Origin of the sequence: Faecalibacterium sp. IP-3-29, from assembly GCF_023347335.1 — a bacterium.
Classification (GTDB): Bacteria; Bacillota; Clostridia; order Oscillospirales; family Ruminococcaceae; genus Faecalibacterium; species Faecalibacterium duncaniae.
Genome location: NZ_CP094471.1, coordinates 2,908,850 through 2,923,963, shown reverse-complemented (window position 1 = coordinate 2,923,963; position 15,114 = coordinate 2,908,850). Strand labels below are relative to the sequence as shown.

The window sequence follows — 15,114 nt, the reverse complement described above, 5'->3', positions numbered from 1 at the left end:
AGGATGTGATTTGATTGAAAAAACGATCGGACTTTTCCCGGCTGATGGGCTACGCCGGGAACTACCGATATTTCACCTACGCTTCGTGGGTGCTGTCTGCGGTCAGTGCGCTGGTGGCGCTGGTGCCTTTTGTGTACATCTGGAAGATCCTGCGGGATGTGCTGAACGCCGCGCCAAACTATGCGCAGGCGGTGAACATCCCCCATTACGGCTGGATGGCAGTGTTATTTGCAGTGTTGTCTTACCTTGTTTACATTGCGGCGCTGATGTGCTCCCACCTGTCGGCGTTCCGGGTGGCGACCAATCTGCGGCTGGCGGTGTCGGAGCATTTGGCGGTGCTGCCGCTGGGCTTTGCCGAAACTTTTGGCAGTGGTAAGCTGCGCAAGATCATCCATGAGAGCACCGGAGCCGCCGAGACCTATCTGGCCCACCAGTTGCCAGACCAGTACAACGCCATCGCTACCCCGGCGGGGCTGCTGGTGCTGCTGTTGGCGTTCGACTGGAGGCTGGGTCTGCTGAGCCTTGCGCCGGTGGTGCTGGCTTTCCTCATTATGGCGACCATGACCGGCAAGCGGATGGCTGAGAAAATGCGGCAGTACGGCAACGCCTTGGAGGCTATGTCCAATGAGGCAGTGGAGTACGTCCGGGGTATCCCGGTGGTCAAGACCTTCGGGCAGTCGGTGTTTTCCTTCAAAAAGTTCAAGACCACCATTGATGAGTATGAAAAGTGGGTCATCTCCTACACCAAAGACCTGCGCCTGCCCATGATGTTCTATACCGCCGCCGTCAACGGCGTGTTCGCCTTTTTGATCGCGGGCGGGCTGCTGTTCACGACCCACGGCGTCACCCCGGAATTTCTGCTGAACCTACTGTTCTATATCATCATCACGCCGGTGATCTCCCTGACTTTGACCCGCATAATGTACATGAGCGAGAACAAGATGGTGGTAGCGGATGCGCTGGCACGCATCGACTTGGTGCTGGAGGCAGCGCCCATGCAGGTTCAGGCTGTTCCGCAGCACCCACAGGATGCTTCTGTCGCGCTGCAGAACGTGCATTTCAGCTATGACGGAAAAACCGAGGTCATCAAGGGCGTTTCGCTGGAGATCCAGCCGGGACAGACTGTGGCTTTTGTAGGCCCTTCCGGCGGCGGAAAATCTACGCTGGCAAACCTTGTCTGCCGGTTCTTTGATGTGCAGAGTGGCAGCGTCCGGGTAGGCGGAGCGGATGTGCGGGCTATCCCCAAGGAAGAACGGATGGATACCATCTCCTTTGTGTTCCAGAACAGCCGCCTGCTCAAGGGCAGCATTCTGGATAACGTCCGTCTGGGCAGACCGCAGGCCACCGAAGCAGAGGTGCTGGCGGCGCTAAAAGCTGCACAGTGCATGGATATTGTGGAGAAATTTCCGGCGGGTATCCATACCGTCATTGGCACCAAGGGCGTGTATCTTTCCGGCGGCGAGCAGCAGCGCATTGCCATTGCCCGCGCCATGCTGAAAAATGCCCCCATCCTGATTCTGGACGAGGCCACCGCCTTTGCCGACCCGGATAACGAAGCTAAGGTGCAGGCAGCCTTTGCGCAGCTTGCCAAGGGCAAAACGGTGCTGATGATCGCGCACCGCCTGTCCACCGTAGCTAACGCCGACTGCATCTATGTGGTGCAGGATGGGCAGATTGTGGAATCCGGCACAAAGGACGAACTGTGTGCGCAGAACGGTCTGTTTGCCCGGATGTGGCAGGAGTATCAGGCGTCGGTGCAGTGGAAGGTCGCAAAGGAGGGGTAAGGAATGATCGAAAAAATTCAACACGCCACAGCCAGCTCCCCGGAGGGCGCAAAGGGGCTTGTAAAGGGCGTTCTGGCCTGTGCGTTCCAGAACATGGCGTTCATGCTGCCCACCGGGCTGCTATATCTTCTGGTAAAAGACCTGCTGGCAGGCTCTACGAGCGGGAGAAGCACCTTTTATCTGCTGGGGTGTGCGGCCTGCTTTGCGCTGATCTTGCTGACCACATGGTTCCAGTACAACGGCACCTATTTTACGACCTATAAAGAGAGCGGCACCCGCCGCCTGACCCTTGCGGAGCGGCTGCGGAAGCTGCCCCTGTCCTTTTTTGGCAAGCGGGACCTTGCCGACCTGACCAGCACCATCATGGCGGACTGCGAGGTACTGGAAAAGGACTGCTCCCACTTCATCCCCGGTTTGTTCGGCTCTCTTATCTCCACGGTGCTCATTGCCCTGAGCCTGTTTACCTTTGAGTGGCGGATGGCACTGGCAGCCCTGTGGGTCATCCCGGTATCCGCTGCCATCGTGGTGGGCAGCTACCGGGTGCAAGACAAGGTGCAGGCCAAGGCCATGGCGGCGAAAATGGCCTGTGCGGACGGCATTCAGGAGTACATCGAGACCCTCCGGGACCTGAAAGCCAGCAATGCGGAGCAACGTTATCTGTCCGGCCTTTCCGACAAAATTCGGGCTGTGGAAAAGCAGTCCATCGCGGCAGAGCTGGAAACGGCGCTGTTCGTGTCCTCTGCGGGCATGGTGCTCAAGCTGGGCATTGCGTCGGTGGCACTCACCGGCGCGGTGCTGCTGGTGCAGGGCAGTATCGACGTGCTGACCCTGTTTCTGTTCCTGATGGCGGCTTCCCGGATGTACGACCCCATGCAGGGCGCGTTGCAGAATCTGGCAGCGGTCATTGCCATGCGCACCAATGTGGGGCGGATGAACGAGATTCTGGACGCTCCCTTGCAGACCGGCAGCGAGCAGCTGACCAATCAGGGCTGCGATATCGTGTTCGACCATGTGGGCTTTGCCTACAACTCCGGCGAAACGGTGCTGCGGGATGTCTCCTTTACCGCAAAGCAGGGGGAAGTCACGGCACTGGTGGGCCCCTCCGGCGGCGGCAAGACTACCGTTTCCCGACTGGCGGCACGGTTCTGGGACTACCAGAAGGGCAGCATCACCGTGGGCGGCATGGAGGTTTCCCGAATCGACCCGGAAAAGCTCATGAGCCTGTATTCCATCGTGTTTCAGGATGTGACGCTGTTTGACAACACGATCCTGGAAAACATTCGTCTGGGGCGCAAGGGTGCCACCGACGAGGAGGTCCTTGCGGCGGCAAAGCTGGCAAACTGCGAGGAATTTGCCGAAAAGCTGCCGGACAAATGGAACACGAACATCGGCGAGAATGGCTGTGCTCTTTCCGGCGGCGAGCGTCAGCGCATTTCCATTGCCCGTGCTTTTCTGAAGGATGCGCCTATCATCCTGCTGGACGAGGCCACCGCCAGCTTGGATGTGGAAAACGAAACTGCCATTCAGGGGGCACTGTCCCGGCTCATTAAAAACAAAACCGTCCTCATCATCGCCCACCGGATGCGCACCGTAGCTGGTGCGGATCAGGTGGTGGTGCTGTCGGGTGGCATCGTGGCCGAGCAGGGCAGCCCGGCAGAGCTGTACGCCCGGAAGGGACTGTATGCCCACATGGTGGATCTGCAGTCGGCAAGCCAGAATTGGACGATCTGAGAATGATGGCGGCTTTTATTTGGGAAAAAGTCTTGATTTTCCTATCAAAACATGGTATATACATTATACGAAACATTGCTTTGAAAGAACGCTCCACCGTTCAATGATGTATAAATGGGAGGTGCTTGCCGTGACCGCCGTAATCTACGCCCGTTATTCCACTGACAGCCAGCGAGAAGAATCCATCGAAGGCCAGATCCGGGAATGCACGGCCTATGCGGAGAAGAACGGATTCACGGTGGTCAAGCATTATATCGACCGTGCCGTTTCTGCAAAAACGGACAACCGCCCGCAGTTCCAACAGATAATCAAGGACAGCGAGCGGGGAATCTTTGATGTCATCATTGTCTGGAAGCTCGACCGCTTTGCCCGGAACCGTTACGACAGCGCACGGTACAAGACTCAGCTGAAGCGAAACGGTGTGAAACTGGTATCGGCAACGGAAGTCATTTCGGCTGGCCCGGAGGGTATTATTCTGGAATCGGTGCTGGAAGGCTACGCCGAATACTACTCGGCTGACCTGTCCGAAAAGGTCGTGCGCGGCATGACCGAGAACGCTCTCAAGGGCATTTATAATGGTGGCACGATTCCGTTCGGCTACATGATCGATGAGACCCGGCATTACCAGCCTGACCCGCTGCTGGCCCCGTATGTGGAGCAGACGTTCCAGAAATATGCAGATGGCGCGACCATGACTGATCTGCGGGATTGGTTAAAGGCACACAACATTAAAAATTCGATGGGCGGGGAGATGACCTACAATACGATTCAGCGGATGCTGAGTAATCGCCGCTGCTGCTGCAATTGTGCTTTTTGTACTACGCACTGGCCTTTGCCGGCCTGAGCCTGGGCGTGATCCGCACCGGCATCATCGCGCTGGGCGTTTATACCGGTGCGTATATGGGCGAGGTCGTCCGTGCCGCCATTGAGGCGGTGCCCAAGGGTCAGTTCGAGGCCGCACAGGCACAGGGCTTCAACTATCTGCAGCGGATGGGCTTATATCATCCTGCCCCAGAGCATTCCGGTGATGCTGCCTCCCATGGTGAATCAGGTGGTCAACCTGTTCAAGAACACCTCCTGCCTGTACATCGTGGGCGGTGCCGACCTCATCAGCGTGACTTACAGCTTTGTCACCGGTGCTTCCACCGGCGGCGCGTATGCACCGGCCTATATCGTCTGCGGTCTGATCTTCTTTGTGGTGTGCTTCCCACTGTCCACGCTGGCCACCCGCTGGGAGGCCTCGCTCAAGGAGCGCAAGGGCAAGGCAGATCCGGCTCTGCGCGCGGTCAAGCGCACGGCTCTGAAGGAGGCGGCATGATATGAGCACTTTGGCTTCCAGCTTTTCGATCCTGACGCAGCCGGGTGTGTTCCTGTACCTGCTGCGCGGCGTGGCCTTTACCTGCATCCTCTCGGTGCTGGGTGTCATTCTGGGCCTGATCCTGGGCTCTCTGCTGGCGCTGGCCCGCACCTACTGTAAAAAGGGCCCGGCCCGCATTCTGGGGTGGTTCTCGGCGGCGTATATTGAGCTTTTCCGCAACACGCCCTATCTGCTCTGGATCTTCGTGTGCGTGGTCTTCTGTCCCTGCCCGGCATTCTTTGCCCGGAAAATGTTCGGCCTGACCAGCGTGGAAATGAAGCTGCTGTTCAAGGCCGCGCTGGCTCTGATCCTGTTCAACTCTTCGGTCATTGCGGAGATCGTCCGCGGCGGCCTGAACGGCGTGGCAAAGGGCCAGTTTGAAGCCGGGTATGCACAGGGCTTCAACACTGCGGAGGTGCTGCTGTACATCATCCTGCCGCAGGCCTACCGCAACATCGTGCCCACCCTGCTCAGCCAGGTCATCACCACCATCAAGGATTCCTCCTACCTTGCCAACGTGGCGACCATTGAGCTGATGGCACGGATCCGCCAGCTGCTGAGCGCCGCAGGCACCTACAACGGCCTTGGCACCGTGAATGTTTCGGATGTGATGGTGCTGTTCGGCGCGGCCTGCGTCATCTATTTTGTCATCAACTTCACCCTGAGCTGCATCGTCCGTTCGATGCAGGCCTGGCGGAAGAAGGCACTGGTCTTTGCCCCGGCAAAGGCCGCATAAAACTGAAGTTCTCCTTTATCTCCCCTTTCCTTCCTATTCCAAACCTTATGCACAGAAAGCCCGTGCCCGGCGGCTGAAACGGCTGCCGGGTGCGGGCTTTCTGCCCCGTTCCGGGGGCTTTTTTGTGTCCGGGAGGCAGCGTTTTCTGAAAACGCAGCCAAACTGCAAAAAAAGTTACAATTTTCTCATCAAAAAAGGCGGTTTCCCATTGACAGCCTTGTTATAATAGGAGTGTAAGATTTTTGAGCCAGCACTCTGCGGCTCTGATTGCTGAACGGCCCTTGCGGGCTTTTGGAAAAAGAAAGAGGCATACAGCATTATGACGAATATCGATATTTTCTCCGGCTTCCTTGGTGCCGGCAAGACGACTCTGATCAAGAAGCTCATCAAGGAATCCTTTGCGGGCCAGAAAGTGGTCCTGATCGAGAACGAGTTTGGTGAGATCGGCATCGACGGCGGCTTCCTGAAGGAGTCCGGCATCCAGATCAACGAGCTGAACGCAGGCTGCATCTGCTGCTCTCTGGTGGGCGATTTCCGTGCCGCTCTGCAGCAGGTGGTGGAGCAGTACCACCCCGACCGCATCGTCATCGAGCCCTCCGGTGTGGGCAAGCTGAGCGATGTTACCCGCGCTGTGGAAGGCGTGGCTGAGCATCTGGATGTGAAGCTGAACAGCTTTGTCACCGTGGCCGATGTCAACAAGGTCAAGATGTATATGAAGAACTTCGGTGAGTTCTATGATGATCAGATCAGCCACGCAAGCTGCATCATCCTGAGCCGCACCCAGACCGCCAGCGAGGAGAAGATCGCCGCTGCGGTTGCCATGTTGCGCGAGAAGAACCCCACCGCTACCATCGTGACCACCGCATGGGATTCCCTGACCGGCGAGCAGATCCTGAAGGCCATGTCCTCCAAGGACGATTTCAAGGCAGAGCTGATCGCCATGGCTGCCAAGGCCAATGAGGAGCACGTCGAGGAGGACGAGGAAGAAGAGCACGAGCATCATCACCATCATTACGATGAGAACGGTGTGTGCAGCTGCGGCCATCACCACCATGATCACGATGACGATGATGACGATGATGAGGACGAGCACGAGCATCACCACGACCACGAAGAGGATGGCCACGAGGACCACTGCTGCCACCACCATCACGACCACGACCATGAGGATGACCATGACCATGATGAGCATGAGCATCATCACCACGATGAGGACGGCCACTGCTGCTGCGGCCATCACCACCACCATCACCACGATCACGATGCCGATGAAGTGTTCACCAGCTGGGGTGTCGAGACGGCCAAGAAGTTCAGCAAGGCAGACATCGAGCGTGCACTGACCGAGCTGGACGGCGGCAAGTACGGCATGATCCTGCGCTCCAAGGGCATCGTGGACGGCGGTGCCGACGGCTGGCTGGAGTTCGATTACGTCCCCGGCGAGTGGGAAGTGCGTCAGCGCGGTGCCGACGTGGGCGGCAAGCTGGTCGTCATCGGCTCCAAGCTGGACGAAAAGGCCATTGCCGCACTGTTTGGCTGCTGAGCTGCAAGTTGTGTAAGGAGAAAAACCGATTATGGCAAACGAGATTCCGGTTTACCTGTTTGTGGGCTTCCTCGAAAGCGGCAAGACCAAGTTCATTCAGGAGACCTTTGAAGACCCCAATTTCGACTCCGGCGACAAGACCCTGCTGCTGGTCTGCGAAGAGGGCGAGGAAGAATATAACGAGAAGAAGTTCGCCTTCCCCGGCGTGACCCTGAAGGTCCTCGAGGATAAGGCGGAGCTGAACCCCCAGAATCTGGCCAGGCTCGAAAAAGAATCCGGCGCAGGCCGTGTGGTCATTGAGTACAACGGCATGTGGCTGCTGCAGGATCTGGCCAACAACCTGCCCGAAAACTGGATCGTCTACCAGTGCATTGCCACGGCCGACGGCACCACGGCTCTGACCTACGCCCGCGACAACTCCATGCGCTCTCTGCTGCTGGACAAGATCGCCCGCAGTGAGCTGATCGTGTTCAACCGCGCCGAGGCCGTGAACAACGATGCCGCCCGTCAGGAGCTGCACAAGCTGGTGCGTCAGGCCTCCCGCAAGTGCGATATCGCCTATGAGTTCGCCGACGGCAGCGTGGCATACGATGACATCCCCGACCCGCTGCCCTTCGATCTGAACGCCCCGATCGTTGAGATCGGCGAGGACGATTTCGGCATCTGGTATATGGACTGCCAGGACGAGCCCCAGAAGTATGTGGGCAAGACCGTCCGGTTCCTGGCGCAGGTCTGCCAGACCAACCGCGCGGGCAAAAACAGCTTTGTGCCCGGCCGTTTTGCAATGACCTGCTGCGTGCAGGATATCCAGTTCGTGGGCTTCCCCTGCAGCTATGATGGCTACAAGGCACTGGAGCAGCGCGCCTGGGTCACTGTGACCGCCAAGGTCAATTACAAATTCCACAACATCTACCGCGGCAAGGGCCCGGTGCTGACCGCCATTTCGGTGGAGCCTGCCGAAAAGCCGCAGAACGATGTCGTAACATTCTCTTAATCCTATCTTATACAGGGAGGACTTCACCATGAAAACTCTGTTCCGTGTTCTGGGTGCCGTTGCCGCTGTGGCTGTTACCGGTGCCGCCATCGTCGTGCTGGACAAAGTTCTGAACGACAAGGACCCGCTCCACGTCGAAAACGTGGAGTTCCCCGAGGAAGCTGAAAAGGACCCCGCCGAGGCTGAAAAGACTGCCGAAGCCTACGCCGAGGGCGAGGCCAAGGAGACCACTCCCGGTGACGCATGGCCCCCTGCCTTTGAAAAGGCTCCTGCCGAGCCCGAGACTGCGCCCGCAGCACCGGTGGTGGAAGCTGCCCGGGCAGAGGAGACTGCCGAGGAAAAGCCTGCGGCAGAGGAAACGACCGTGAATCCTGTGGAGGCAGGCCCTGCCGTTGCCCCCAAGGATGAGAACGGCAAGTTCGATACCACCAAGATCGCGGAGGCCAGCGATTTCACCGGCATCGAAGAGGAATCCGGCTGCAAGAGCTGAGCAAAGCAATAAAAGGACGCTGTGCCGCAGGGCACAGCGTCCTTTTTCTGTCTGGGTCATTTCCGCAGGGCTTTGGCGGCTTCGGTGCCTGCCACGGCACCCTCGTACACGGCCTTGGCGACCTGCAGCAGCCCGCCGGTGCAGTCTCCGGCGGCATACAGGCCGGGCAGGGAGGTCTGCATGTGGTCATCCACCACGATCCGGCTGCCGTTCACCTCGGCCCCCAGCTTGCGGGCCAGGGCTGTGCTGCCCGCCACGCCCAGCGCCACGAACACGCCGGAGACTTCCAGTTTCCCGCCGTCTTTCAGCTGCACGCCGGTGACCCGCTCCTCGCCGAGGATGGCTTCCACGGCTTCCGTCCGCACGGCCACTTCCGGCGGGAACTGTGCCGTCAGCGGGGCCCCGCCCGTGAGCAGGGTGACGCTGTGAGCCACGGGCAGCAGGGTCTGTACCTCGTGCAGGGCGTACTCTCCGCTGCCCAGCACGGCCACATCCCTGCCGCGGTAGAAAAAGGCATCGCAGGTGGCGCAGTAGCTCACGCCGTGGCCCTCCAGCCCGGCAAGGCCCGGAATGCGGGGCGCTGCCCGGGAAGCCCCTGTGGCCAGAATGACGGCATCGGCAGGGAAATCCCCGGCCAGCGTCTCCACGGTCAGCTTGTCGGTGTAGGTCAGGCCCACGGCCTCGGTGGTGACGAACTCCACCCCCACGGCCTTGGCACCCTCGATGCCCCGGCGTTCCAGCTCGGCACCGGTGATGGGTTCGGCAAAGCCGTAGTAATTCTGGATGAGCTCGGCCCGGTCCAGTGCGCCGGGGCCCTTGGTCAGAACGGTGGTCTGCACCCCGGCGCGCGCGGCATACAATGCCGCCGAGACACCTGCGGGGCCGGAACCAATGATCACAATGTTTGGCATGGCAGTTTCTCCTTATGGTAGGTTGTACAGAGGATAGCTTGATCTTATGATCACTATTATACCTCAACTCCCCGCACTTTTCATCTCCGACGAACTGTGCTATACTGAAAATATCGCAAGAATCGACACCATGGAGGGGAAAAACCTATGTCCAAGCAGCGCCTGCTTTTTATCACCACCGGCGGCACCATTGCCAGCGTGCGCACCGCACAGGGGCTCAAGCCTGTTCTGACCAGCGAGGAGCTGCTGGCCCATCTGCCGGAATTGCAGCAGCTCTGCTGCCCGGAAACGCTCAACCTGTGCAGCATCGACAGCACCGACCTTGGCCCGGAGCACTGGCTGATGATGGCCAAGGCCGTGCAGGAAAACTATGCACTTTACGATGGCTTTATCATCTGCCACGGCACCGATACGCTGGCCTACTCGGCGGCGGCGCTGTCCTACCTTATTCAGAATGCGGACAAGCCCATCATCCTCACGGGTGCCCAGCAGCCCATTTCCAACGAGATCACCGATGCCAAGAAGAACCTGCGGGACAGCGTGATCTGTGCCCTTGACCCGGGCAGCCGGGGTGTGATGGTGGTGTTTGGCGGGCACGTCATTGCGGGCACCCGCGCCAAGAAGAACAAGACCATCAGCTACGATGCCTTTGCGTCGGTCAACTTCCCGGCGCTGGCGCTGGTGCAGGGCGACCGACTGGTGCGGTATGTGGCTTCGCCCTGGCCCACCGGCCCGGTGGAGTTTGGCCGGGCGCTGAACCCCAAAGTGTTCCTGCTCAAGCTGACCCCCGGCCTTGGGCCGGAGCTCATCCCGGCCATCTTTCAACAATATGACTGCGTCATTGTGGAAAGCTTTGGCGTGGGCGGCATTCCCCAGCGGCTCATGGATGCCTTTTCCGAAGAGCTGGGCGATTACGACAAGACCCACAAGATCCTGATCCTGACCACGCAGGTCACTTATGAGGGCAGCGATGTGGGCATTTACGAGGTGGGCAAGCGGGTCAAGAACCGCTTCCGCTTCCTGGAGGCCCACGATATGACCATTGAGGCCGTTGTCACCAAGGTCATGTGGCTGCTGGCCCAGAACTGCGAGAACTTTGACCAGCTCCAGCAGCGGTTCTACCGGCAGATCAATTTTGATACATTCTATCATTGAAACAAACGGGAGATGCCCCACCGGCACCTCCCGTTTCTGTTATGCGAACACCAGCTGCACCAGCAGCACATAACACACCGGAGCCCGGTACAGCCTGTATGGTTTTGGATTCTTTCATATACACTAACCCCCTGGATTGGTAGTATAACAGATTTCCGGGATTTTGCAAGAAAAATCCCGGGGCCGGATGTTTCCTGTCAATTTGAAAACTTTTTGTCCGTCACTCGTGGACTTTTGGCGAATCAGGACAAAGTTTTGCCAAAAGACTTGCACTTTGATGCTTTACTGTGGTAAAATCGAAGCGTACTTTCATTTGGAAAGACAAGGGGGAAAAAGTATATGACCAACATCTGCATCATCGCCACCATCATCATCTATCTGGTGGCAATGCTGTTGGTTGGGTTTGCATACAGCAAGTCCAACAACGACAGCACCGATTTCTACCTCGGCGGCCGCAAAATGGGCCCGCTGGTTACGGCCATGAGCGCCGAAGCCAGCGATATGTCCAGCTGGCTGCTGATGGGAATGCCGGGCCTTGCCTACCTCACCGGCATCGCCTCGCCCGGCTGGACCGCCATCGGCCTGGCGCTGGGCACCTGGCTGAACTGGCTCATCGTGGCCCGGCGGCTGCGGCGGTATTCGGCCAATCTGGAAGCCATCACCGTGCCGCAGTTCCTGTCCCTGCGCTTCCACGACCAGCGCAATCTGCTCAACGCACTGGGCGCGGTGATCATCATCGTGTTCTTTGTGCCCTACACGGCTTCGGGCTTTGCCGCCTGCGGCAAGCTGTTCCACAGCCTCTTCGGCGTGGATTACATGGCGGCCATGGTGGTCTCGGCCTGCGTCATCGTGGGCTATACCATCACGGGCGGCTTCCGTGCCGTTACCACCACCGACCTCATCCAGTCCATCGTGATGAGTCTGGCCCTTGTGGCTGTGCTGGTGTACGGCATTGGCGCGGCAGGCGGCTGGGATGCCGTTGTGGCCAACGCCCAGAGCCTGCCCGGTTACCTGACCATGATGGCCAGCCACAACGCCGCCGAGGGTACGGCCACCTCGTACAGCCTGCTGGACATCGTCTCCACCATGGCGTGGGGCCTGGGCTACTTCGGAATGCCCCACATCCTGCTCCGCTTCATGGCCATTGAGGATGAAAAGAAGCTGGTACTCAGCCGCCGCATTGCCAGCGTGTGGGTCGTCATTGCCATGACCGCCTCCATCATCATCGGCATGGTGGGCCTTGGCATGACCAAGGCGGGCGCGCTGGAGTACCTGAGCGGCTCCTCCAGCGAGACGGTCATCGTCCGCATTGCAAACCTCATTGCACAGCACGGCATTCTGGCAGCCGTGCTGGCGGGCCTGATCCTGGCGGGTATCCTTGCCGCCACCATGTCCACCGCCGACAGCCAGATGCTTGCTGCCGCGTCCAGCGTCTCCCAGAACATCCTGCAGGAGTTCGGCCACATGAAGCTGACCGAACGCCAGAGCCTGTTTGCCGCCCGCCTGACCATCATCTGCGTCAGCGTGGTGGGCGTGGTGCTGGCCCGTGACCCCAATTCCAGCGTGTTCGGCATCGTCAGCTTTGCATGGGCCGGTTTCGGCGGCGCGTATGGTGCCGTGATGCTCTGCGCCCTGTTCTGGAAGCGCTGCAACTGGCAGGGTGCGCTGGCCGGGATGCTCGCCGGCGGCCTGATGGTCTTTGTCTGGAAGTACCTCATCAGTCCGCTGGGCGGCGTGTTCAGCATCTATGAGCTGCTGCCCGCCTTCCTGACCTCCCTGCTGGTCTGCGTGGTGGTCAGCCTGGTCACCCCCGCCCCCTCGAAGGAAATCGAAGCCGAGTTTGAGGCGGCGAAATAAGAAACAATAGAAAGCAAGGGCCATTGCACAGATTCTCGTGCAATGGCCCTTGCTTTATGCTCGGCGCACAACGCCGTTCTCAACAAAGAAAAGATTCGGCTAAGAAAAAATATTTTGCATACAAAAAAAGAAAAGATTGCTTGTGCAGAATCACGAAAACGCTGCACGAATTAAAGAATACAACAAGAAATACTTTTAAATCGTAAATTCTTCAGGCGGAATCGTAAAAAAATTCTAACATTTTGGAAAGAGATGCCGTATCATGGATTCATAAATATGCATACGGCTTGCGGGCGGTGTGCCAAAATTGTCCGGAAAGTTCAGAAAGGAGTATTTTCATGGGGAAATCAACAGTGGATGCGTCTGCAGGGTTTGGATTGCGTGATAAACTTGCATACGCAGCGGGTGACTTTGGCTGCAATATGAGTTTTGCACTCAAAGGCTACCTGACGATTTATTGGACGCAGTTTATGGGGATCGACAACTACCTGATGGCATCCCTTCTGCTGATCGTGCAGATCTGGGACGCAATCAACGATCCTATTATCGGAGCAATGGTAGATGCGGATACGCACAAATACCGCCGGAACAAGTTCCTTGCCTATATCTGGTTCGGTGCGATCGGACTGACCGTGGCTGGTGCACTTTGCTATCTGCCGTTCCCGCAGGCTCCCGGTATGGTCAAGAATATTCTGTTTGTGGCAGGCTATATGATCTGGGATGCTTTCTACACCGTTGCAAATGTGCCGTATGGCTCGATGCTGTCTCTGATTTCGGATGACCCGATCCAGCGTGCACAGCTGTCGACTTTCCGCTCCATTGGTTCTATGGGCGGTGCGCTTCTGACCGGTATGCTGATTCCGGTGATCATTTATGATAACCAGAACAACCTGCGTGGTGAGCAGATGTTTGTCATTGCTCTGATCATGGGTGTGATCGGTCTGATCTGCTTCCGCTTTATGGTCACGAACACAAAGGTGCGTGTGGACACCACGATCACTCTGAAAGAGGATGCACCTAAGTTCAACATCATAAAGGCATTCAACAACTTTATCCATAATCGCCCGGCTGTGGGCGCAACGCTGGCACCTATCGCAACGTTTATTGGTATGTATGGTGCCTCTACTGCAGGTCAGATCCTGTTCCAGGCTTATTTCAAGAATGCAAAGATCTCCGGCATTGTGGGTATGATCTCCTACTTTGGCGTTTTCATCTTCAGTCCTTTTGTGAGCCGTATCGTCAAGCGCTTTGGCAAGAAAGAAGCCGTGACCTTTGGTTCGGTTGTCTGTGCGCTGGCATACGTCCTGATGCTGGTTCTGCCCATCACACCGGACGGCCGGGGTCTCAGCCTTTATGTCCTGTGTCAGATCATTGCAATGCTGGGCGGCGGTATCGGAAGCTGCCTGAGCTGGTCTCTGATGGCAGATGCGATCGATTATAACGAGTGGAAATTTGGTGTGCGAGAAGAAGGCACTACCTATGCACTGCACTCCTTCTTCCGTAAGCTTGCACAGGGCATCGGACCTTCTCTGGGCCTTGTTCTGGCAACCAAACTGGGTTATGATGCATCTCTGAAGGCTGCACAGACGATCGAAGTGGCAACCCGGATGCGCTATCTGGTGCCGGTCATGTATCTGGGAAGCTATATCGTGATGATCATTGCGTACGGCGTGGTGTTCAATCTGGATAAAAAGACCCTGGCGCAGATGGAAAGCGATCTGAAAGAACGCCGGGCAAAGAACGAAAAGTAAATGATCTTAAAATCAGAGGAATAGAAGAACGGAGAAACTTCTGATAAGATGATAGAAAGCCCTCCTTTCGCTTGTGCGATGGGAGGGCTTTCTTTTTTCAGTTGATCAGAATCGCCATCATCTCAGCGCAGGGGATCGCGAAGCCGAACCCGAAGAAGAACAGCAGATCGAGCACAAACTTCCAGAGCCGGACAGCAGGGGAGCAGAAGTTCATGGAGCGGGTGACGGAGGCACCTATCTCACCCCAGTGTCGGTAGTAGCCGGTCTGCTCAAAGTTGTTCCAGAGCTCCAGCGAGAGAAATTCTATCCCGACGAACAATGGGAAAAACACCCAGGAGGGAAGCCAGCCATCTGCCTGCAGGTTCCCATTGCTCAGGGTACGCCAGTGGACGGCCATCCGGCCCGGGCAGGCGAGGATGCCCCAGATGGCCAGTGCGGCACTGAGCCAAAACAAAACTGCCCGTACCGAGCGCCAGTCAATGGATTGTTGACGGCGCAGCAGGGTAAAGAAATCTTCCAGCGGGACTTCCGGTGCAATATCTGCTTCCTGCGGGTCACGGCAGTGCATCAGGTCGGCAAGGGTCAGCCCCAGCGCGTCGGCCAGTGGTTCCAGCGTGTTGATGTCCGGCAGGCCGACCCCGCGTTCCCATCGGCTGACAGCCTTATCTGTTACATGCAGCTGCTGGGCCAGCTCTGCCTGTGTTAATCCCTGTGACTTGCGCATCCGGGCGAGAAATGCCCCGAACGTTTTCGCATCCATTGTGCTCACATCCTTTGGAAAAAGGATAGCATACCACGCACCAAAAGG

Annotated in this window: 12 protein-coding genes and 1 pseudogene; 11 read left to right on the top strand and 2 right to left on the bottom strand. The window is 57.7% G+C overall.

What is annotated here, in order from left to right; genetic code table 11:
• Positions 1 to 14 precede the first annotated feature (14 nt).
• The 8 genes and pseudogenes from MTP40_RS14015 (at position 15) to MTP40_RS13980 (ending at position 8,632) form a co-directional block, all read left to right on the top strand.
• A complete protein-coding gene (locus MTP40_RS14015; RefSeq protein WP_215697839.1) occupies positions 15 to 1,784 on the top strand; it encodes an ABC transporter ATP-binding protein in 1,770 nt (589 codons plus the stop codon).
• A gap of 3 nt (positions 1,785 to 1,787) precedes the next feature.
• The gene (locus tag MTP40_RS14010; RefSeq protein WP_249259574.1) at positions 1,788 to 3,515 is read left to right on the top strand and encodes an ABC transporter ATP-binding protein; all 1,728 of its coding nucleotides are present in this window, start codon (positions 1,788 to 1,790) and stop codon (positions 3,513 to 3,515) included.
• Between the two features lie 130 nt (positions 3,516 to 3,645).
• Positions 3,646 to 4,308 (top strand): annotated as a pseudogene (locus tag MTP40_RS14005) (recombinase family protein); the annotation flags it as partial.
• 234 nt (positions 4,309 to 4,542) lie between these two features.
• Positions 4,543 to 4,833, top strand: coding sequence for a hypothetical protein (locus MTP40_RS14450; protein ID WP_255536600.1), 291 nt, complete (start codon positions 4,543 to 4,545; stop codon positions 4,831 to 4,833).
• A gap of 1 nt (position 4,834) precedes the next feature.
• Positions 4,835 to 5,608, top strand: a complete 774-nt coding sequence (locus MTP40_RS13995) for an amino acid ABC transporter permease (RefSeq protein ID WP_207684840.1) — start codon at positions 4,835 to 4,837, stop codon at positions 5,606 to 5,608.
• 319 nt (positions 5,609 to 5,927) lie between these two features.
• The gene (locus MTP40_RS13990) at positions 5,928 to 7,148 is read left to right on the top strand and encodes a GTP-binding protein (protein ID WP_249259572.1); all 1,221 of its coding nucleotides are present in this window, start codon (positions 5,928 to 5,930) and stop codon (positions 7,146 to 7,148) included.
• Between the two features lie 31 nt (positions 7,149 to 7,179).
• On the top strand, positions 7,180 to 8,142 hold the full coding sequence (locus MTP40_RS13985; RefSeq protein ID WP_098924119.1) for a TIGR03943 family putative permease subunit: 963 nt from the start codon (positions 7,180 to 7,182) through the stop codon (positions 8,140 to 8,142).
• A 28-nt stretch (positions 8,143 to 8,170) separates the two neighbouring features.
• The gene (locus tag MTP40_RS13980) at positions 8,171 to 8,632 is read left to right on the top strand and encodes a hypothetical protein (protein ID WP_249259571.1); all 462 of its coding nucleotides are present in this window, start codon (positions 8,171 to 8,173) and stop codon (positions 8,630 to 8,632) included.
• 56 nt (positions 8,633 to 8,688) lie between these two features.
• On the opposite strand, the gene MTP40_RS13975 is transcribed toward MTP40_RS13980, so the two are convergent.
• Positions 8,689 to 9,543: an NAD(P)/FAD-dependent oxidoreductase gene (locus tag MTP40_RS13975; protein ID WP_249259570.1), complete on the bottom strand. Its 855-nt coding sequence runs from the start codon at positions 9,541 to 9,543 to the stop codon at positions 8,689 to 8,691.
• 147 nt (positions 9,544 to 9,690) lie between these two features.
• Between MTP40_RS13975 and MTP40_RS13970 the strand changes: the two genes are divergently transcribed.
• The 3 genes from MTP40_RS13970 (at position 9,691) to MTP40_RS13960 (ending at position 14,306) form a co-directional block, all read left to right on the top strand.
• Entirely contained in the window at positions 9,691 to 10,698 is a 1,008-nt protein-coding gene (locus MTP40_RS13970; protein ID WP_227610910.1) for an asparaginase, read from the top strand.
• A 339-nt stretch (positions 10,699 to 11,037) separates the two neighbouring features.
• Complete coding sequence (locus MTP40_RS13965; protein ID WP_156069957.1) at positions 11,038 to 12,555, top strand: sodium/proline symporter; 1,518 nt, start codon at positions 11,038 to 11,040, stop codon at positions 12,553 to 12,555.
• Positions 12,556 to 12,893: 338 nt separating this feature from the next.
• Positions 12,894 to 14,306 (top strand): MFS transporter, encoded by a 1,413-nt coding sequence (locus MTP40_RS13960; protein ID WP_156069955.1) that lies wholly within the window; start codon positions 12,894 to 12,896, stop codon positions 14,304 to 14,306.
• Positions 14,307 to 14,403: 97 nt separating this feature from the next.
• Here MTP40_RS13960 and MTP40_RS13955 read toward each other — a convergent pair whose 3' ends face one another.
• Entirely contained in the window at positions 14,404 to 15,066 is a 663-nt protein-coding gene (locus MTP40_RS13955; RefSeq protein WP_005934817.1) for a helix-turn-helix domain-containing protein, read from the bottom strand.
• Between the last annotated feature and the right edge of the window lie 48 nt (positions 15,067 to 15,114).

What these genes read in the sequence shown, in the direction of transcription:
- MTP40_RS13990 (WP_249259572.1), top strand. Translation starts at nt 5,928, where the DNA reads ATGACGAATATCGATATTTTCTCCGGCTTCCTTGGTGCCGGCAAGACG.
- MTP40_RS13975 (WP_249259570.1), bottom strand. Translation starts at nt 9,543, where the DNA reads ATGCCAAACATTGTGATCATTGGTTCCGGCCCCGCAGGTGTCTCGGCG.
- MTP40_RS13965 (WP_156069957.1), top strand. Translation starts at nt 11,038, where the DNA reads ATGACCAACATCTGCATCATCGCCACCATCATCATCTATCTGGTGGCA.
- MTP40_RS14010 (WP_249259574.1), top strand. Translation starts at nt 1,788, where the DNA reads ATGATCGAAAAAATTCAACACGCCACAGCCAGCTCCCCGGAGGGCGCA.
- MTP40_RS13995 (WP_207684840.1), top strand. Translation starts at nt 4,835, where the DNA reads ATGAGCACTTTGGCTTCCAGCTTTTCGATCCTGACGCAGCCGGGTGTG.
- MTP40_RS13960 (WP_156069955.1), top strand. Translation starts at nt 12,894, where the DNA reads ATGGGGAAATCAACAGTGGATGCGTCTGCAGGGTTTGGATTGCGTGAT.
- MTP40_RS13980 (WP_249259571.1), top strand. Translation starts at nt 8,171, where the DNA reads ATGAAAACTCTGTTCCGTGTTCTGGGTGCCGTTGCCGCTGTGGCTGTT.
- MTP40_RS13970 (WP_227610910.1), top strand. Translation starts at nt 9,691, where the DNA reads ATGTCCAAGCAGCGCCTGCTTTTTATCACCACCGGCGGCACCATTGCC.
- MTP40_RS14450 (WP_255536600.1), top strand. Translation starts at nt 4,543, where the DNA reads ATGCTGCCTCCCATGGTGAATCAGGTGGTCAACCTGTTCAAGAACACC.
- MTP40_RS13985 (WP_098924119.1), top strand. Translation starts at nt 7,180, where the DNA reads ATGGCAAACGAGATTCCGGTTTACCTGTTTGTGGGCTTCCTCGAAAGC.
- MTP40_RS13955 (WP_005934817.1), bottom strand. Translation starts at nt 15,066, where the DNA reads ATGGATGCGAAAACGTTCGGGGCATTTCTCGCCCGGATGCGCAAGTCA.